15 protein-coding genes and 2 pseudogenes are annotated in these 19200 nt (G+C 59.7%); 4 read left to right on the forward strand and 13 right to left on the reverse strand.

The annotated features are described in order from the left end of the window. Positions 1–5: 5 nt before the first annotated feature. From tssK to tssA, 11 genes are all read right to left on the reverse strand, one after another. Positions 6–1346, reverse strand: coding sequence for a type VI secretion system baseplate subunit TssK (gene tssK, locus H8B02_RS18470; protein WP_229167543.1), 1341 nt, complete (start codon positions 1344–1346; stop codon positions 6–8). 63 nt (positions 1347–1409) lie between these two features. Continuing rightward, positions 1410–1919 carry a type VI secretion system lipoprotein TssJ gene (tssJ, locus tag H8B02_RS18475; protein ID WP_229167544.1) on the reverse strand — a complete coding sequence of 170 codons (510 nt, stop codon included), beginning with the start codon at positions 1917–1919 and terminating at the stop codon, positions 1410–1412. Beyond that, on the reverse strand, positions 1919–3643 hold the full coding sequence (gene tagH / locus H8B02_RS18480) for a type VI secretion system-associated FHA domain protein TagH (protein ID WP_229167545.1): 1725 nt from the start codon (positions 3641–3643) through the stop codon (positions 1919–1921). Before tagH ends, tssJ begins: the two co-directional genes overlap by 1 nt. 632 nt (positions 3644–4275) lie before the next feature. Then, entirely contained in the window at positions 4276–4449 is a 174-nt protein-coding gene (locus H8B02_RS18485) for a hypothetical protein (protein ID WP_229167546.1), read from the reverse strand. A 133-nt stretch (positions 4450–4582) separates the two neighbouring features. Further along, the gene (locus H8B02_RS48985; RefSeq protein ID WP_376711677.1) at positions 4583–5029 is read right to left on the reverse strand and encodes a papain-like cysteine protease family protein; all 447 of its coding nucleotides are present in this window, start codon (positions 5027–5029) and stop codon (positions 4583–4585) included. A gap of 503 nt (positions 5030–5532) precedes the next feature. Then, positions 5533–6519, reverse strand: coding sequence for a type VI secretion system baseplate subunit TssG (gene tssG, locus H8B02_RS18490; protein WP_229167547.1), 987 nt, complete (start codon positions 6517–6519; stop codon positions 5533–5535). Further along, entirely contained in the window at positions 6483–8231 is a 1749-nt protein-coding gene (tssF, locus tag H8B02_RS18495) for a type VI secretion system baseplate subunit TssF (protein ID WP_229167548.1), read from the reverse strand. The genes tssG and tssF overlap by 37 nt, the downstream gene beginning before the upstream one ends. Positions 8232–8236: 5 nt before the next feature. Next, complete coding sequence (gene tssE / locus H8B02_RS18500; protein WP_229167549.1) at positions 8237–8632, reverse strand: type VI secretion system baseplate subunit TssE; 396 nt, start codon at positions 8630–8632, stop codon at positions 8237–8239. Between the two features lie 12 nt (positions 8633–8644). Then, positions 8645–10168, reverse strand: coding sequence for a type VI secretion system contractile sheath large subunit (gene tssC, locus H8B02_RS18505; RefSeq protein WP_229167550.1), 1524 nt, complete (start codon positions 10166–10168; stop codon positions 8645–8647). After that, the gene (tssB, locus tag H8B02_RS18510; RefSeq protein WP_229167551.1) at positions 10165–10656 is read right to left on the reverse strand and encodes a type VI secretion system contractile sheath small subunit; all 492 of its coding nucleotides are present in this window, start codon (positions 10654–10656) and stop codon (positions 10165–10167) included. Before tssB ends, tssC begins: the two co-directional genes overlap by 4 nt. A gap of 38 nt (positions 10657–10694) precedes the next feature. After that, a complete protein-coding gene (gene tssA / locus H8B02_RS18515; protein WP_229167552.1) occupies positions 10695–12284 on the reverse strand; it encodes a type VI secretion system protein TssA in 1590 nt (529 codons plus the stop codon). 1441 nt (positions 12285–13725) lie between these two features. Between tssA and H8B02_RS18520 the strand changes: the two genes are divergently transcribed. Beyond that, entirely contained in the window at positions 13726–14289 is a 564-nt protein-coding gene (locus tag H8B02_RS18520) for a hypothetical protein (RefSeq protein ID WP_229167553.1), read from the forward strand. A 538-nt stretch (positions 14290–14827) separates the two neighbouring features. On the opposite strand, the gene H8B02_RS18525 is transcribed toward H8B02_RS18520, so the two are convergent. Beyond that, positions 14828–15214 (reverse strand): Ulp1 family isopeptidase, encoded by a 387-nt coding sequence (locus H8B02_RS18525; RefSeq protein ID WP_312001018.1) that lies wholly within the window; start codon positions 15212–15214, stop codon positions 14828–14830. Between the two features lie 974 nt (positions 15215–16188). On the opposite strand from H8B02_RS18525, the gene H8B02_RS18530 reads away from it, so the two are divergent. Then, a complete protein-coding gene (locus tag H8B02_RS18530; protein WP_229167554.1) occupies positions 16189–17556 on the forward strand; it encodes a carbohydrate porin in 1368 nt (455 codons plus the stop codon). 36 nt (positions 17557–17592) lie between these two features. Here the strand turns inward: H8B02_RS18530 and H8B02_RS18535 are convergent. After that, a pseudogene (locus tag H8B02_RS18535) lies at positions 17593–17962 on the reverse strand (DDE-type integrase/transposase/recombinase); the annotation flags it as partial. A gap of 875 nt (positions 17963–18837) precedes the next feature. On the opposite strand from H8B02_RS18535, the gene H8B02_RS18540 reads away from it, so the two are divergent. Both H8B02_RS18540 and H8B02_RS18545 read left to right on the forward strand, forming a co-directional pair. Next, on the forward strand, positions 18838–18975 hold the full coding sequence (locus H8B02_RS18540) for an ATP-binding protein (RefSeq protein ID WP_312001019.1): 138 nt from the start codon (positions 18838–18840) through the stop codon (positions 18973–18975). An 11-nt stretch (positions 18976–18986) separates the two neighbouring features. After that, positions 18987–19200 (forward strand): annotated as a pseudogene (locus H8B02_RS18545) (hypothetical protein); the annotation flags it as partial.

Consider the following 19200-nt stretch of genomic DNA (forward strand, 5'->3'; position numbering starts at 1 on the left):
GCCCGTCACGTACGTTGCCCGCGGATGGCCCAGAACTCGAGGTGGAGATCCGAGTAGTCACCGCTGACGTGGAAAGCAAAGGCCGCCGAGCGCGGCAGGATGCGCCAGAGCTCCACCGATTGGTCCAGCTCGAAATAGACGGCATTCTGGATGTAGGGCAACTCGCGCGGCGCCACAGCGAGCGCGTGAATCGGAACACCCGGGAGCTGAAGATTGACGAGATCACGAATCTGCTCGACCGAGCCTACTTTCATCTGCGCCGGAAGCTGGTTGCGCAACGCCTCGCCCGGTACACTAGCCACAGCGACGAGAACGAACCTAGAGTCCTGGAACAAGGTGCGGTCGGTGATCAGGCCGGTCAGAATGCCATAGCCTCGGTCCTGCAAAGGAAGCGATATTGCGGCGTTCTCGATCACAATAGACAGCAGTCTACGCAGGATATCACTCAACGGCGTGAAGCAGCTTTCGAGATCCTCATGCCGATAGGAAGGCATCACTTGCGGTTTGCGGCGATCGCCAACGAAACTCGACAGCTGCCCGGTAAGGCTCAGCAGTGCGCGGAAGAGGGCTTCAGGGTGATGCCCACGTGTTGCTGCGAAGTGGTCGAGCACGGCTTCTGCCCCGTTCACGATCGACAATGTAAAAAGATCAATTAGTCCGGCCCCGTCTGCCGTCGCGCGCGAGGGATCCGCGCGCGCAGCAAGCGCCTCTGCGCGCGTCCGCAGCAGCGATCTGGCCTCGTTCAACAGCGCGATCAGCGGCTTGGCTGCGTGGATGTCGATGGCAGGCGGAACGTAGGTGTCGGATAAAGTAATCGCGCGAGCCGGATCGATATCACGGATGCGACAGATAGGCAGCGTGATCAGATCTCCCTGTTCCTCGCCGTCAAAGATGAGATGTGTTGATAGCGACGCAACCTTGATATCGACCGGAGCCTTTTCAGGCGCGCTCGCATTCCGGATCTGAAAGACCTCCTGATCGTAGCGGTGCGCGAGCGCATCCCCGGAACAGAGGTCGCTGGCGGCCTGTCGGCGCGTGCCCGCTGCGATCTTGACCAGCAGATCTTTCGCAGCCGGTGGAGGGATTCGTCCGGTCGGAAGGCGGACATGCTCCGGCGCATAAAGGGCCGTGCCATCGGGCATAATGGCTTCAAGCTCGGTAAGTGCGACTTGGCCAAGCGCCAGAAGATTACGATCAAGGGCAATTTTTCGAATGCCCCAGCCGTAGCCGACCAGACCAGAAACGCGGTTCTCGACCAACTGCTCGATCCAGCGGTCGTATTGCTGAAAGTGCTGCGGACGCACCAACATGCCTTCGGACCAGATCGGTTTGCTTGTCGCAGACACTAGGCGCCTCTTCGCTGACATTCCAAAGGTGCATCTGCCCGGCTATTGATCACGGCGGACCGGTCAGAAGATTTTCCACCAGTGTCGGCTAGCTTCCTGCTCAATGCTCACAGCCCGAGCAGTCAATTTTACCAAGATTCTGTTGTCACGATCGGGCTTGATTTCGGCAGTTGAGCGCCACTGGGCATCGTTGCCCGCGCGGAAGCCTGCGATCACGCCGACATTTCGGGTCTCGATCGGCGTATCGCGCTCGAAGTCGACCTTGTCGCCGGGGGTCAGCTCGACCTCACGCTTGGCCACCAGATCCGGCCCAAGCCGCTTGGTGTCATCGTCGAACAGCTCGAAAAACTGCGCCTGGGTGAAGGTGGTCGTCGACTTCAGTTCGTAAATGCGCACAACGACCGGCGACGGCTTGCCGTGCGCGTTCGGATTGACGAGTTCATCGGCCTCGATGACGAACTTGATGGGCGTCGTCTTAGACGTCTTGTCAGTCGAACAATTAGTGGCTGCAGCGGCCATCAGCAACGCACCGCCAACGACGGACAAACAACGGACTGTGTTCGGCGACGCCATTACGCCGTCTTTCCTTCATTCCGGCCGGGTTCTGAGCGTTGCGTTTCGTAGCTTCGGGCAAATTCTTCTGCGATATAGGAGCGCGCCGTTCGATCAATGTCACCGACCATCGATGCGTGCAGCTCCACAAATCTGTCCCACAACTTCGCCTTATTGAGGCGAGCGCCGAAAAGCCCGCTGATTGCACCGTCGCTCTCGATACGCTGGGGGCTCATGTGCGTGAGCACATTGCTGACCGCGCCTCTCATTGCCGCCATTGCCGCGACCTCATGGGCTTTGATGTCCTCGAATCCTGCGCGCACCGACCGGGAGAGCAACCGGAATCCGCGATCCTTTGCGAGCACCTCGCGGAGGACATGACTGCTGTTGGTGAACTGTACTGCGTTGTCATTCCCGGCACGTGTCTGCGCCGGCCCGATTTGGCACTCATTTTTGAGCATAGCCCACGCCGCCAGTATCGAATGCAGCCCGTTCGTCATCTCGGCGACCGCATGGCCGAGTTCGGCAAAGAACTCTCGACGCTGTGCTGGCGGCACAAGATCCGGATTGCAGCCCAGCGCATTCCAGAACGCCTGCAGTTCGTCTGTGTCGGATGGAGCGTTCGCAGGCAACGGCGGAGCACCGCTCCTTGTCGCGGTTCTTGTCTCAGGAGCGCCGACCACTCGCGGCGCAGCAGTTTCCTTCAGTCTCAGCAGCAGCCGATCGAGCTCCCGCTCATCGGGCGTCGGCGACCCTGAACCAGAATTCCGCAATTTCCCGAGGTGATTCGTCGCAGAAGAGGCGGTCGGCTTAGGCGCGATCCGGAGCGCTTCGTTCGGCTCATTGAGGCGCGCTTTAGCTCGCTGCGACGACACCGATGGCATGCGGCGCGAGACCGGTCCCGGCAACAGATCGCCAAGATCGAGATCCTCAGGGATGATGGGCGCAGGATGGCCATTCGACAGTACACTCCTGCCATTGGAGGGGGCAGAGGGCAGCGGTTTGGATGGCTCGATAAATGGCGTGTCGACCGATGACAACGGAATTGATCCGACATTTGCCGAAGGCGCGTGCGAGGACGGCCTCTGGGTCGTGGCAGCGCTCGACGGTCGCCGAGGAAGATCCGCTAGTGTCGGATCCACAGCCTCGATGTCGCTGCTGAGCGGCTTGTCTCCGGGCAAGGATGGCGGATGAGGTGCCTGCGGCTCGCATTGTGCCGCTGAATAGAAGATCGGGCGCGGCCCAGTCACCACTGAGAAATCGGGAGGAAGGTGCGCATCGCTTACCGACGGTGCGGCAGTCGGAACGGTTGCAGTTGCGGGCTCTTGGGTGAGTGTAGGAGACGGCAACCTCGGCGTCGTACGGCCGACACACACCGCTTTCGACCCCGTCAAGCCTAGCCGTTGACGTTCCTCGACAGGATCGTCCTCGATCATGACCGAGAGGACGTAATTCGCCAAATATAGCGTATCGCCATCAGCTAGCGGCGTGGTATTGCCGCGTCCCAGCGGGGCGTCCACCGTGTTGATGTAGACACCATTGGTGCTTGTATCGGTGATCGTGAAACCGATGCCATTGAATGCAATCAACGCGTGGTGTCCTGACAGCGTGTTGGTTGGATCTGGAAGCCGCCAGTAGCAACCGCGCCCGCGACCGATGGAGCCCCCTTCAGGTCCAAACGCCTGCCTTGCGTAGCGGCCCAAGGGCTCGGCGTTCTCTCCGAGGACTCCGAGTGTCAGATGCATCCCGCACCTTCAGGCTTGCTCGCCGGCACAAGTGGTCATCCGAGCGTCCCATTGAAATTGCCGTGGCGGCAGCATTGCTTTCGACTGAACAGCATTGTTGCTGGGCCGATCGATTGTCTCATGCGCCGGTTGCGCAAGGCGAAAAGGATGGTCTCTTCGTTCGCTCAGCTGCATCGGAGACCGCGCGGGCTTTCTCTCTCAGAAACAAGGCATGCGAACTCAAGCAAAGGAGCGCATCGGTCGTCTTACGCATCTACGTGCACTCCGCCAATTAATGTTGCCAGATTTCGATAGCAACGGTCGTGCCAACGGCACCTCCAACCTAAGCCACTGATTGAACATTAAGAATTTTTGGTCCGGCGAATGACGCCGTTGTTCTCAAACTGACAGAGGCTCGTGCAGTCGTCAGACACCGGACAAGGTGAACCCTCAGACGACTTTTTTGACTACACCGGCCCACTGTTGTCTAGCTATCCTTGACCAAACGAACAGCGGCAGCTTGTCGAGCCAATATGGCGTCGACTTGGGCCGCCCCAGAGATGCGTCGCCGCTTGCGGCAGGCAGTGTATTCGACGACCCGGCAGTGCTTGCGTCTTGAAACGAGCGGGCAGAAGTCTGGTGTCCCCGGCAAGTTATTGCAGACGCGATGCGGCACCGAATTCTGCCCCGGAGCTCGCACATTGGAGTTCGACATCGACGGCATCGACATAGGAGACCTTCTTTTCCGCGGGCAGATTTAGTTTGTCGCCATCCAAAAAGAATGCAGATGCGGTGCGAGTGTAGAGCCCGGTCGGCTTCTGCTTCACGAGGTCTGCGTTCTCGTCCTCTTTCTCGGCGGCGGCTTCTGGACTTACATGTCGCCAATCGGATACGAAAGCAGGAGGAGGTGTCTTCGCTCGGACGTTCGCAGCGGAGGGCCTTGCGGTCCAGAGGGGGTGTTCACAGCCAATCGCGATTCTTGACGAAAAGGTCGTCGAACAAAAGATTATAGAAGTAGATCACTCCACGCGCTGGGTAAGACGGATCATTGTAGCACAACATGTCTTCTATCAGACCAGTCAACACTATTATATGCCCGTGCCATAGTGTTTCGTTCCCGGAGATTGACGGCAAACGCAGCGCAGCCCAGATTGGCCCTCGTCCGACCAACGTTTCTGCAATAAAATCACGTGTAAATCCGTCATCTGGCTGCTTGAGCCTCTCTAATCCTTCGATGCGCGCCAACCAGTCAAACTGGTAGCCGTTGATGCCTACGTCAGCCCGCCAAGCGGAAGGTAGACCCAGCCGAGGCCCTGGGCGAAAGCAGTACGACAGCATACAAGCGCAAGCATACCAACAATTGTATTTCCCATGCGGTTGAACATTTCCGGCATAGTCTCGTCGCATATTCAATTGGCCGTCATAGCCATGTTGTTGGCCGACAAGCGGGACATCCAGCACTACGTTTAGCACCCTACAGCTCTCCCAAATTTACCAGCGAGCTGGGCAAATAGCGTGCCGAACGGCTTTAGCTCCAACCGCCGGTGGCCATGTCTACGCACACACTTGGCGCGAACGAGATGGCTCTCTTGGTCCCGGCGCGCACCGGCTCGTGGCTCGGATGGATGCGTAACATGATCTTCGCGACCTCGCGCCGGTCCGCGCTCTCTGCATCCGCATCCAAGAGGCGCATGCAGGTGAGGGCGTGCTAGCGGTCGTGAGGAGTCGACTCGGTGCGCTGGCATAGCAGCCTCTCGGTCATGGAAGCCATTGGACCGCAGCCGGTACGCTATGGCAACGTCTAACCAGGTTGACCGCGACTCGGGGCCCGTGATCCGTGACGCGCCATGATAGTCCGGTGTCCCGTCATCGCGGGTGATCTTCACCACACGCGAACAACTCGAAAACGATTACAATAGAACAAGGCTTCCGGTTTCCTTGGGCGGATCGATCCACGTCGTCCAGCCTAATTCTCCTTCGCCCAGAGTCCATTCCGGTGTCTGCCCGAGCGCTAATTCTAGCTGGAGATCCCATGCCAAGGGCTCGCGCAGAATAACGCTAATGAGACGGCAAAGGATGGCATGGCTCTCGCAACCGGGCAGCAGTGACCGAAACTGCTGCTGGTTGAGCGGGCCGAGGCAAAGCCGAAATTTGCCTACGATGTCCGGCATGGTTTCACCGGCAAGGGTATCAACGCCGAGCTCAAGACCAGGCCGGCCAAGGCGCCACTGCGCCTGCTGTGGAATGTCGATCTCGCGCCAGATGAATTCCTCGACCCGGGCTGAAATGTGGAGATGGCTGGAAATCAAGCCGGCCACAAGCTTGGCGGACCGGCCGCACAAGGCAAGGACGCCGGCATGCGGCAGCAGCCGCGCCCGCCATTCCCGTTCGTTTGCGGTGTCTTCCCCGGGCACGAGTCCAAAGAGCGTGCCAATCAGCACCGAGATCGCGTCGGTTGCGCCCTCCTCGAACCGCAAATGGTGACGGTAGTACCGCCAGATCCGCAGCAGTAGGCTGATCAGACGGTGATTAAAAAAATCAAAAAAATCGCCGAGCGATCCCATGCCGTCTGCATGCATGACCCGTTCGGCGTAGAAGGGCGGCAGCGGCGAGGAGGGACCATGCAGCCCGAGGAAGTTGACGTTGACCTCCACACGCTCGCCGGCGGCCTTGGCCTGTCTGATTCCCGCGATCTCTTCGGCAGGAAAGCCAAGCGTCGGCGCCGCACGGAAGCGCACGGCCTCCCGCGCGGGATCGTCGGTGGATCCGATCGGGGGAGCGTCGCTGAAGCGCCGCTCGAGATGCGCAACGAGCGAGAAGAACCCGAATGCCGAAAGCTCATCGCGTTCGTCGGGCGCCGTCAGAGTGCCGTGATCGATCCGCTTCTCGCTGGCCATAGGTAGTGTGCGTTGCTTTCCGTGCCGCGAACCGAAAACCGATGCAGCATATTGACGCCGGCAAACGTCGCGAAGAAGGCGTCGAGCACCGATCCAAACAGGAACAATTCGCTCTCACCACCGATCTTGCTGTCGATCACGGCCAATTCGATATTTCGCATTCGGACCGGGGCGCCACGCACCACGTGATCGGTGTCCGTGGTCGCGAACTGATCGAGGCCTTCGAGCAACAACTCCAGGCGGCGACGCGCCTGAACGTCATAGACTGCACGGAACTCGTAGCTGGCAAGGACGGTCCGCAATGTACCTATGTTGGCCATGACGCCGTAATTGCGCGCCAGATTGGCCGTCAACCGCCGCAATAAACCATCATTGACCGGTGGCGGCACTTCTGTAACGACCGCTGTGATATTAGAGAAGGTGACGGAGCGAGGCGTGTCAGAGGTCGGCAGATCCACGCTACCGACAGGCAACCGGTCGGCAATGGGTCCGTTGGAGCAGGTCAATAGCAGGGATACGACGTCGATCGGCGGATGTTGGCCGATGTCGAGCCGGTCAACGAAAGTCACGTAGTGATCGACGCCCCGGCCGACCACCGCAGGCCGGATACGCTCGCGAAAGTAGGCGCGGTTGCGCTCCGCGCCCGGCAGATCGTGGCGCAACAGGTCGAATGGCTCGAACTCGATGCGTTCGGGACGGCCTTGCACATAGCCGGTCACACCATCGACGGACCGGATGGAAAAGTTCGGCCCTCCCGAGGCAAGTACGCGGTATTCGGTCTTGGTCCGATTCAGCCGAATTGGCGAGGCCTCGTGGCTGAAGACATTGATTGCCGGCGTGCAGTTCAAGCAAATCTGTCCTTTGCCGACGCGCAACTGGGCAGGGAACGGGCGCCGAAACTCGAAGGTGAGCCTGCACTCAGTCTCCGTGTGGGCTGCGAGCGGCTCGAGACCAGACAAATCGACGTAGAGAAATTTCGAAGGATAACAGAGATACTCCTGAATGATCCGGAATCCTGCGAAGGCGTTGCGCGGCCAAGGCAGAACCGCCTCGTCATCATTGAAGCCGACTGGCGCGATCTGCGCTGAGCCGATTGCGGCCACCTGTCGATCCGCCACGGTAACAGTTCCCGCCGAGGCGTGACGGCACAGCCAGGCCAATAGGCAGCGCCCCACTTGCGGCTCCCGCTCGGTCGAGAAGAAGAGGCGAAGCCGACCATTCTTAAGACATGACAGGTTTTGCTGGCCGGTTGCTTTGATACGCAGGATTAGCCGGGCCGCACTCGTCCGGTTCTCCAGCTGAACGTCATTGATCTCCAGCGGCAGCACCTCGATTGCGTAGCAGGTGACGAACGTGCAGTTCGTTCCGTCGATCGGCCGCGAGCGGACGCTGGTCCCGGCCGGCAGGTTCAGGCTCGCGGCGCTCGCCGATGATTTCAAGGCAAAAGACAGGGTCGTGATGGGCGGCAGGGCTTGAAGATATTGCGGCCATACCATCCGCAACAGGCCGTGGACGAATTCGGGAAATTCGTCGTCGAGCTTTTGGCGCAGCCGCGCGACAAGGAAGGCGAAGCCTTCGAGCAGCCGCTCGACGTCGGGATCGGTGGCATCCTGCCCGAGAAAGGGCGCAAGCTTCGGATTGGCCAACGCGAAGTCAGCGCCGAGCTCGCGCAAATAGGACAGCTCGTCCTCGTAATAGGGATTGACGGCCACCTCCTTCAGCCCCTCACCCGAACGTGCCTCTCGAAGATCGCATCGAAGGAAATTGGCTCCATTTGAGCTTTATAATCAACCGTCGCATTGACGTGGAAGCTCAGCTGCAGCGGATTTTCGGGATCGGCATGAAAGCGGATCGACACATTCCTTAAACGCGGCTCAAATGTCTCGATCTGCTGCTTGAGCGAGTGGGCGAGCGCGCGCACTGCGTCGGCTCCCTGCCCGACCGCCTCGTTAAGGTCGGGCATGCCGAGGTCCGGCCGTGTTTCGCAGCAGCCCTGGCGCGAGTTCAGAACCCGACGTAAGTTTTCCAGAACGCTTGCCCGGAAACGGTCGAACGACACCCGGCGGGTCGCGGCTCCGTCCTCCAAGCGCTCCATAAGGCTGCGGTCGAACATCGACTACCACCACTATTGCTTGTCGAGCTTACCCTTGAGCGTCAAAGCAAAATCCGCGCCCATGTACTTCAAATGTGGAACGACGGCGATGCCGACGCGATACCAGCCCGGTTCACCTTCGACGTCCTCGACGATGATCTCCGCCTTTCGCAAAGGCCGCCGCGAGCGCACCTCTGCCGACGGATTCTCCTGATCGGCGACATACTGGCGGATCCAGTTGTTCAGCTCGCCTTGCAGCTCTTGGCTGCTCTTCCAGGAGCCGATGTTCTCGCGTTGCAGCACTTTGATGTAGTGCGCGAAACGATTGATGATGAACATATAGGGCAGCTGGCTGCCCAGCTTGTAGTTGAGTTCGGCCGCCTTGCCTTCCTGGGTGGTCCCGAAATATTTCGGCTTCTGCACGGAATTAGCCGAGAAGAAAGCGGCATTGTCAGCCCCCTTGCGCATGGTCAGCGCGATGAAGCCCTGCTCGGCTAGTTCGAACTCGCGCCGGTCCGAGATGAGCACCTCAGTCGGCACCTTGGTCTGCAATTGTCCCATTGCCTCATAGGTATGCAGATTGAGGTCCTCAACCGCGCCGCCAGACTGGGGGCCGATGATGTTCGGGCACCAGCGATACTTGGCGAAGCTTTCGGTTAAGCGCGTCGCAAACGCGAAAGCAGCGTTGCCCCAGAGGTAATTGTCGGTTTCGCCGTCTGAGGCCTCCTGGTAATTAAAAGTCTTCACCGGAACGGTCTCTGGACCATAGGGCAACCGCAGCAAGAAGCGCGGCAGCGTCAGGCCGAAATAGCGCGCGTCCTCGCTTTCGCGGAACGATATCCACTTGGCGTATTTTGGTCCCTCGAACACCGATTGCAGGTCCTTCAGACCTGCGATCTCCTCATGACGTTCGACGCCGAACATGTCGGGTGCAGCAGAAGCGATGACTGGTGCATGCGAGATGGCGGCCACCGCGCTCATGTACCGCATCAGCTTAACATCCTGGCTGCCACTGCCAAACTCGTAGGCCGATATCATGGCCGCGACGGGCTGGCCGCCGAACTGCCCATATTCTGCGGTGTAGACGTGCTTGTACAGCCCGGACTTGACGATCTCCGGGCTGTCCTCGAAGTCGGTGAGCAGTTCATCCTTGCTGACGCTGAGGATTTCTATCTTGATGTTCTGACGGAAATCGGTGCGGTCGACCATGAACTTGAGCCCGCGCCAGGCCGACTCGAGCCGTTGGAACTGGTCCGTGTGCAGCACCTCGTCGAGCTGAGCCGAGATTTTGCGATCGATCTCCGCGATCATCTGATCGACGAGCGCGTTGTTGACCTGCGCATCGGCGCGGCCTGGTTCCATGAGCTCGGCGAGGAAAGCTGCAACGCCCCGGCGAGCAAGGTCGTAACCCTCGTCGCGCGGGCTCATCCTGGTCTCAAGAAGGACCTGATCCAGCAGCGAAAGCTCAATGGCCCCTGTGCCGAGTTCGGCCGGTTGCTGCGCACTTGTGTCGGTCATAGCGCCATCCCTCCTCACGGCAGCCGTTGATCCGCTCACTCGCTCTTGCCGGTGAGCTCGCTCAAGAGCCGCGGCCGCGCGCCGTGGTCTTCGAGCAAATTCTGGATGGCCTTGCGAAAGCTCGGCACGTTCCCGAGCGGACTCTTCAGGGCGATCAGCGCCGCGCGCAGTTCAGTCAAGGCGCGCAATTCGGGAATTTGCTGTGCGACACGTTCGGGTTCGAAGTCCTTCAGGCTCTCAAACGTCAGCGACACTGACAGCTTGCCGGCCTCGGGCTGGTCGTCGAGCCTATTCTCAGCGGAGATATCGAGATTCAGTGCGTGGCTTTTGACAACCTCGTTAAAATTGTCCTTGTCGATATTGACGAGCTCGCGCTGCTCAATCGGGTGGTCATCGGTCTTTCCGGTGAAGTCGCCCAAAACCAATAATTTGAGCGGCAGCTCGACATCCTCCTTCAGGTTGCCGGTTGCCGGTTTGAAGCGGATATTGATGCGCTCCTTTGGAGCGACCGAGCTTTCCTGTGCCATATCAGCTCCTGTTAAGACTTTGTCCCTGACAAGGTCAGCTAGCGAACGAGCGTGCTCGCGCGTGCGATGTCGATGACCGCGACCCGCGTTCGGATTTGTTCGAGCGCGGCGCGACGGCGCGGCTCGTCAAGCATCTGCCGCGAGTCAGAATGTGTGATTGCGCGAAAGCGCAATTCGGCGACGTCGAGCGCAAGCTCAGGCTCCCAGCTTTCGAGGTTGCGCTCAGCGACCACCTCTTCCATGTGCTCGAGCAGCGGGATGGCAGTCGTAACGAAGCCGGTTTCGATGCAGAAACGTGCTTGAGCAAGCTGGCGCACGAACCGCGCTCGTTCTCCGCGCGCGCCATCCAGCGCACGTGACAGCTTCTCGAGGGCAGCCTGAGGCCGCCCATCGTCAATCAGCTTATGTGCCTCAACAATGGCTTCGTCGGCAGGATCACGGCCCGGCGACACGTCCGCACCACCGACGGCGGCCCAAGCACGCGTTTCCTCATCCGCGAACGCCCGGCCGTCATTGAACTGAAACGTCAAGATCCGCGGATAGCGTGTGACCAGCAGGGCTACGCTTGCGCGCACTGCCGCGGCCGCCGGCTCAAAGAGCGGCCCCATTTGCTCCAGTGCTTTCGCGGCATGCCGGTGAACGTCGAGCCAGAACGGTGACATCCAGACGATCTCTTCAGCCAAATTCAAGACATCGGCGTGCTGACCGGCCGCTATTTTGGCTTCCAACGCTGCGATATCGTCCGCAGGCGCAAATATCGCTGTGCGGCCGCCCGTATCCGGCGGCAGGGCGTCAAAGCGCATCCAGGAGCCGACACGATTGAGCAGATAAACCTTCGGGTCTGTGGGGGATGCGACGCGCCGGGCGGCCGCGGCTAGCCTCAGCATATCAGGCAAGTGGTCGATCAAGCTGGCCCAGTCGCCATCGGCGCCAGCCGATCGTGCTGCCTCCGGTGCTGCCGGTTGAGCAACCTCAACCGGCGAAGTGGATTCCGCCGGGGCAACGCCGGCCTGCTCGACAGCTGGGGCCGCCTCCGCCGCACGTTCCGTGGGCACGGCGATTGCGCGCTTGGCTTCTTCGTAGTGCGGTCGCAGCGCCCTCAACAACTCGCCCAAAGAGGCTTGCTCATTGACCAGCTTGTCGCGCAGCTGGCGATCGAGATCGGTAAGCTCCTCATAGGCGGCGAGCACTGCCGGATCGTCGGTTTCGATTGGCACATTCGCGGCTAGCTCTGGTGCAATGCGACCCGCGAGCCAATCGATCGCTCCGACCCGCGCTCGTTCCCGCTCGATCGGCGGAAAGAGACCCTCCCAATGCGCGGCCACCATGCCGCGCAAAACGCCTAAGCCGACGGCAAGGCCCTGGTATCCTCCGGTCCGAAACAGACCATAGGTGGCCCAACAGGCAACCAGAATGTCTTTCGACCGGTTCGCCAGGATATGGAGGGACAGCGTACTGACATTGCTCCAATCAACCGCAGTTGGTCCGTCAACATCCATGCGCCGGACCTCGGTTTCGAGCTGCTCAAATTCGGCCTCATCGCGAACATTCGTGCCGGCGGGGACGGGGCCCGGCACACGCGCCGCGCCGTGGCGCGTACCCGCGTCGATGTCATCTTGAACCGTCATCCGATAGTCAACCACTGCGACAGAACCATACGCGACCGCCCGTCTCGACAATCGCAACACCCGCAGCATACGATAGGCCGAGAGGCGACACTCTTGTAAGCTACCACTCCCCCTCCTTGCTCAGGCGCTGCTCGATGACGCTCCTCTTTCAAGCCTTATGCCAATTGCAATCGTTTGATTTGCAAAAGCGATTTTTCTCAGTCGGAAGCGTCCTAGCCCCGACAGCACGTTGCAAATCGGACACCAGAGGCGTTGGTGATGGACTCCTGGGTCGGCTCGGTCATTGGCCTGAAGGGCCTTAGGCTCAGGCAAGCCGCGGCACGCAGGCCCTCACCCTCGCGACACTTTGAAAGAAGATGAGACAGGATTCAACGCGTCAGGTCGAGGTTTCGTCGTAGAAACGTCTTATGAGGTAGGCGACTTTAAGGCGCACTTCCGGCTGGAAATGCAGGAGTATTCGGTGATGGCGCAGGCGCGTTCTCGCCGATATCGGAGCGAATGATGAGCGATGGTGAAGCTGGGACGTCAAGTGCCTCCCAATGCAGTGTCAATAGGACTGAGGGAACGGACGAGCCTGCTGTTGAAGCGAGTTCTTCGGCCCTCGGGGCTCACCGAGCGAGCAGCTCTGCCCGGGAGCAGATTCGCTCTGAACCGCGGGATTTGGGTGCGTCTTCAGTTGGCGTGGATCGTGGCGCACCAAGCGGCGAAGGACATGAAGCGCGTTCCGGTTCCGAGCCCCGGTCGGGTCATCGATCACCGTCTGAGCCGTCCGTGACCGACCCAGATGTCAGATCCGGTGCTGACAGCGAACACAACGTTCGCGAACCTTCACCTGCACTGGTGAGAACAGCAGCTACCGCCGCAGGCCCCGATGCAGCACCCATCCCGACGATCGGGAACGCCTCAATGGCGTCCTCAATGACTTTAAGAGGTCTGCGACTGCCAGCGGACCTGCCGAGCGTCGACTTAAGCAGCGCACGGCAATCTCCATTGCGAGCTGGATTCGCGGCTTTTCTTGCTGGCTCCACGATGAAAACAAGCCGGGCATTATTCTTCGGCCTCACGACCGCTCGCTGGACGAAGATGCCGCGCTTTACAGTTTGAAGGTGGTGGCAGAAAAATCATCAGTGCGCTGACTCATCTCCGGAACTTCCTGTTGAGGGCCAGGGCCCCGGAAATTTTGGCACCGCGGCTGGCTGCCTATCCCGAAGATGCGGCTCTCATCCAAAGAGCAGTCGAGGCGGCCAGAGCGAACATTGCGAGAGGAACTCCATGGCCGGGTTTCGCAACGCCGAGTTATGTCACCAGAGTCGGTAGCGCTCTTCGCGCGTTCAGTGTGTGGCTCCAGACGCATGCCAAAAGCCGCCTCAACGACCAAACGCTGCGGGACGATGGCCAGAGGTACAGGCGCGGCAGGAATATCCCCTCAGTGGGCGTAGGGTTGAAGCTGCTTTGGAAGTACGACTCGCTACGGGGGTCTCCAGCCATCAGCGACAATTTAGATCTGTTGGAACTGCTGGAGCAGGAGATGGAAGTCGACGGGCCACCGTCGATCGCAGGGGACATCGCCCCGCAGCACATCTTGCTGCAGGCGGCTCCCGCGGCGGCAGCGATTAGCGATGACGGCTTGGAGCTGCGGACGCAGCTGGCGCTGTTGGAGCAGGAGATGGAAGTCGATGGGCCAACGCAGATCTCCTGGGAAAGTGATCCGCAGCTCAACTCATTCCAGGAGTCGCTCGAACGACTGCTCGTCGTGCCAGGTACGCCGTTGGAACCACCAACGTCGCCTCTGCCAGACCCCGACGGAAGTTCGAATTTTGATACGGCCTTACGCGGCGAAGTGCGTAATGATTCTCACGACAGCCGGGCTTCCTGCGAGTTGGGGCAACCGCAACACTCATCTCATCCGGTAGCCGCGATACCGGCTTGGGCGCCGGCGTATGATTTCGGACATGTCGTCGCCTTGGGCTTCAATCACGGCCTCCAACCCGCCCCGACGTTCTGATTGGCGCACTGAATAGAAGAGGCATGCTGCCGCAGTCATTTCAGCAGCCGACAAATCTGATTATTCATGGTCAGCCCTATATGGCGGTGTTGGGGCCATGGATGAGGGAAGTGACCCCCAACAATCCCTTCGGCGCGAACATCATTCTGCGGCCCCGGTTTAAAGGAGGCTAAAGTCCGCGGCCGGAGGCGGGGCGCGATTCCTCCATCCTACCACCTGCAGTACCCACGCTGGGTCCACATCAGAACGATGTTCTTGATGGATTTGCAGGCACGTGTCGATCCACCGCTCAGACAGACCGGCAGCGCGGAGAGGTTCGCTTTTAAGTCCGTCGCTCGGTGTCGAAGCGTCCGATTGGCTGGTCGATCACAGCCCGACTACCACGATCCGGTGCAGGAAGGGGTCGTGTGCGAGCCGCCCCAGTCGTTCACACGTCCTGGCACCCGGCCAAGGTTCTGGTGCCGGCAAGAGGCGCGCCAGCCAGCTCCATCAGCCCAAACGCATCAGCGAGTTGGGCGTCGCGAATGCGCACGACCGCTCAGTCGATCCTGGAGAGTGCCCGTCGATCGGCGACGAGGTTGTCAAGGTGAAGCGGCTCGTCATCAGGCCGCTCTCGTTCCGCCAATCGCCTCGCCAGCGTCCGTGTGCCGTCCACCACAAAGACGCCGCAATCACAACCGTTCCGCTGTTGGGCCATGCGGGCGGACTGAAGGTTGGCGCCAAGGCGTTCCGCGAGTTGTTCTGCGCTAGCGACGTTAGATTTCCCAGAGGAGTCGTAGTGATAGGCAGCTACGTTGTCCCGATTGCGGCGATCAACGAGCAGTAGCGACCAGTGGTTGCCGTCGCCGGCCTTGGCACCTCTGCCATTGTTCACTGGCGCGAGCGCTCGAGCAACCATGCCATTGGAGGGGCAAGTGTTGGACATGACCAACTACCAGTTCTGGCAGGTTGATCGGGACAACGAACACATGGCAAGCGTCGCCCACAAACGCCACACAGGCCTAGGAACTTGGAATGCACCACAGATTTGGCCGTGCCAATGGAATGGACGGAAGCAACTGCTCGCCCACAGCCACCAAAGCAGCTCGAAACCTGTGATCCCTCCGGTCTTCTGGGCCACCATCACGGACGTTGTGAAGCGATCTCTGCGCGCACAGGTTCCAAGGCTCTCCGGAAATCGCGGCCGTCAATCGTTTAATCCCACGCTGACCACAATGCCAAGACAGCTTCATGAAACCACGGCCCCGGCTTGGTTGGCTTTGCATTCCGGTGGCTGCCATTTCGTTGAGAAAAGCATCTTCGACCAAGATGCTAGGCATCACTGCAATCCTCTGCTCCATAGTGGAGCAAGGTCATAGTTCGCAAAGTCTTGGCGGCCAGGACAGCTGAGGCTCCGCCGCGTTCGCTGCCAGCGGTTCTCGCCCAGCCAGCAGGCGCTGCTCACTGTCGGCAAATCCGGCTTGATGCACAAGCAAGGTGCAGACCAGATCATGCTCGCGTCCAGGGGTGACGAGGTTCGCAAGTTACGCGGATTTCGCTGGAATAGACGAACCTCCTGCCCGTGAGGCCTCGTCCCCTTGTCCTCAGACGCCAAGCCTTGGGAAGTCCGTTCTGGACCGTTGAGCCCGGTTTTCAATCCATTCATGGCTCGCAAATAAGGACGCGAAGTACACTGTGCGTAATTCCTTTGTTGCGGCGACGACGCCTCGGACATCTTCGGCTACGGCGGCACTTGCGTGCAGCTTGCGATCAAGAGAGACCCAACGGCGACTTGCCGTCGCACTTTCTCTCGCGGCCTGTTTGGTCGGCCCCCCTGTTTTGGCGCAAACTGCTGACGATGATCCCAAGAGCAAAGCTGCGGACCAAGCCACCAAGAGAAGAACTCCAAAAGCCCCCGGCATGGCCAGAAAGCTCCGGATCGGCATGGTCAATCAGCCAATTCGACTTCGTGCCTCGGCGCTAGCATCAGCTCCCAACCTGCCTCCCATAAAGCGCGGGAGCTCCGATCGGGTTGCCCAGACGCAAACGCAAAAAAGGATCGACCCCTTCGCACCCTTCGATATTTTCCGAGAAAAAGGGATCTGGCTCAACATACCCGGCCCCGCCGATACGATTGATCAGGACAAACACGGCGTTAGATCCGCCCTGGCAGACGTCGGCATCGGCTATATCGGCTGGACGCTCAACACCTTTGCAAACAACCAGCTGCCGAATGCGGCCAGAAGCAGCCTCGCCAACCAGCTCTATATGGGGCAGAATCCGACGTTTGCTACGGCGAACTTCATGACCGTCACCTACGATCTCAGCCGATTTGGCATTCCCGATGGCCAGATTGTCGTGGGAGCCGAGCAGCAATACTGGACATGGAAGCGCCCGGGACCGGATCGAGTGGGGTTGAATACACTCGCCTACTATCAAACCTTCTTCGACAGGAAATTCGAACTCAAACTTGGGTACCTGAGAAATGCGAATGAGTTCACCGGCACATTGTTCGGAGGAATTTCAGGATCAAACATGTTTGCCTTGTTCCAAGCAGGCATGAGCACTAACGCCGCGCCGACGCCCGCCGCCAACCTGAAGTTCAATTTTGATGATCACTTGTACAACAAAGTCTCCGTGCAGCGCTCCATCAGTCCAGATGGTCCTTATGCCGAGATAACCGAGAATCCAACCGGCCTGAACTGGAGCACGGCCAATGCAGGGATTCTTTTCGTTGATGAACTTGGCTACAAGAGCAAGGCGGCTCCCGGCTTACCCGACACGTGGCTACGGGCGGGTATTGGTTTCAACAGCAGCCACTACAAGAATTTGGCAGATCCGGATCAACAAAGGGAGAGCGGGAATAACTTTCATTACATCGCTGCTGACAGGCAGCTCTGGCAGAGTGACGTTGAGGGGGCGCCGTCTCGCGGCCTCTATGGCGGATTCTCCGTCATGGGAGCTCGGCCTGACCTAAACCGGATCAGCCGGTATTACGAGCTTCGGCTGTATGCGAAGGGACCTTTTGATAGTCGCGCCAGTGATCTGATGGCTGTTGTCGCCACCAACACCGCCTGGAGCAGGTTTGCAGTGGATGCTGCCTCGGCTAAGGGGCAGCTTGCGCATCGCGATACAACTGCAATTACGGGAACATACACCGCGCATCTCGCTCCGGGGATATATGCAAGCCTCGGGCTGTCATACATTCATTACCCGACAAGTGTCACACACACGCCCCAAACGGGACACGCGCTCAATCTGTTGGTATCTACGCTGATATTTTTCTAGTCCATCGAGGGCGCACACCAATTCGACTTACCGAGCCACGCAGAAGGCCGCCTCCATCGTGATCGACAGCCGCCATGACAGCACCCGGCGGATCGTCCAATCGAGCACGACGGCGAGGTAAACAAAACCGCGTGCAATGGGGATGTAGGTGATATCCATCGCCCAGACCTGGTTCGGCCGCGTGATCGCCATGCCGCGCAACAGATACGGATAACTCTTGTGGCCGGGCTCTGGCTTCGTCGTGCGCGGACGGCGATAGAGCGCTTCTATCCCCATCCGCTTCATCAGCGTCTTGACATGCCGGCGGCCGATCTTGCACCCTTGGCAAAGCCAGCAGGCCTCGCAACATACGCGAACCGGCGAAGGGATACTCCAGATGAAACCGGTCGAGACGCCGCATCATCGCGGCAGCCCGGTAGGGCCTACGCGCCACGCGTCAGGCTGGGAACAACGCCTGGCGCGACATGCTGAGCGCGTTACTCTCCCTAACAGATTGAAGTCAGTCCAGGCCGTGGCGCCAGGGAACATGACATCATCCATCCGGATGGTTTGTTGCTGCAGCACATGGATATTCGGGATATTCGATCCAGCTGCTACTGTCTTGCCCTTCTCGACCGTGGGGTGGACGTCGCGAGCCGTGCGCTTCGTTTTGCCGCGTGCCATTGGGATCGGCTTGCCCAGCTCGAAACTCTAATTGGCAATCATCACCATGCCGCGACACTGACTCGCCTCCTGATCGGCGGCAGCTTTTCTTCAGCGGACCGGTGGCGCTGCGGCCTTCGAAGGGGTTTCCATCGGCTCATTGTGAATCAGTTCCGAGACGCGTCAGCTTATCGACAGCCAAGCCTCGCAGTATGTGAACGTGTCTATCTGGCTGACAGGTCCGGCTTGATCTACTCAGAGCTGGCAAAGGAGAATGGGATAGATTTCAGGGGTCGATACGCAACGCGACCTGGAAGCGGTCGGTGGGTCATCGCGAATCACCTTCTCGTCGAGAAGGCTCAGACTCGCGCTCATATGTTATATCAATGGGATCAGCGTACGTGCACTGATGCGCGGCAGATCGGCTGCGTTCGGGCGGGAAGTGATCGTCTCGGCAAGGTCCGTCGACGCGATCCGAACCGCCCCGCCGCCGGCCGTCCGGCAGCGCGACGACAACATAGGCGGGAGCGCGCCCCGACCGCTCCTTCAGCACCTTAAGCCGGTGCCCAAAAAGAAAATGATGCGGGTCAGTGATCGTGACGTGAGACACGACCCGCTCAAGAATAGGGGTACTCTGACGTGTTCGACGATCCAACTATGGCCGACGCCATCCGCGACTGCCTCGTGCACAATGCCCACAGGCTTACCCTAGGGGGCGAGAGCCTGCGCAAAGGCCGCCGCAAAGCGTCGATGCTTGACGACGAGCCCGCCAACTGACTTGGCGGCTCATGCACGCGCCACTGGCCACGCAGCACGAGTGGCTCGCCGCCGTGCTGCGCGGCCACTATGGCTATTATGGCAGGCCGCACAATTATCCAGCGCTCAACGGCTTCTACCGCGAAGTGCGTCGGATCTGGCTGCGTTGTCTGAGACGGCGTAGCCAGAAAAGTCGGCGCATGGGCTGGCCGGAGGTTGCCTGCCAACTCCACGCATCACTCGCAC

This window comes from Bradyrhizobium altum, from assembly GCF_020889705.1.
Lineage (GTDB): Bacteria > Pseudomonadota > Alphaproteobacteria > Rhizobiales > Xanthobacteraceae > Bradyrhizobium > Bradyrhizobium altum.

Bases quoted from the DNA above. Each gene is read 5' to 3' on its own strand.
- H8B02_RS18525 (WP_312001018.1), bottom strand. From the start codon at position 15,214: ATGTCCAACACTTGCCCCTCCAATGGCATGGTTGCTCGAGCGCTCGCG.
- tagH (WP_229167545.1), bottom strand. From the start codon at position 3,643: ATGCATCTGACACTCGGAGTCCTCGGAGAGAACGCCGAGCCCTTGGGC.
- tssB (WP_229167551.1), bottom strand. From the start codon at position 10,656: ATGGCACAGGAAAGCTCGGTCGCTCCAAAGGAGCGCATCAATATCCGC.
- H8B02_RS18530 (WP_229167554.1), top strand. From the start codon at position 16,189: ATGGCCAGAAAGCTCCGGATCGGCATGGTCAATCAGCCAATTCGACTT.
- tssA (WP_229167552.1), bottom strand. From the start codon at position 12,284: ATGACGGTTCAAGATGACATCGACGCGGGTACGCGCCACGGCGCGGCG.
- H8B02_RS48985 (WP_376711677.1), bottom strand. From the start codon at position 5,029: ATGCGACGAGACTATGCCGGAAATGTTCAACCGCATGGGAAATACAAT.
- tssG (WP_229167547.1), bottom strand. From the start codon at position 6,519: ATGGCCAGCGAGAAGCGGATCGATCACGGCACTCTGACGGCGCCCGAC.
- tssE (WP_229167549.1), bottom strand. From the start codon at position 8,632: ATGTTCGACCGCAGCCTTATGGAGCGCTTGGAGGACGGAGCCGCGACC.
- tssJ (WP_229167544.1), bottom strand. From the start codon at position 1,919: ATGGCGTCGCCGAACACAGTCCGTTGTTTGTCCGTCGTTGGCGGTGCG.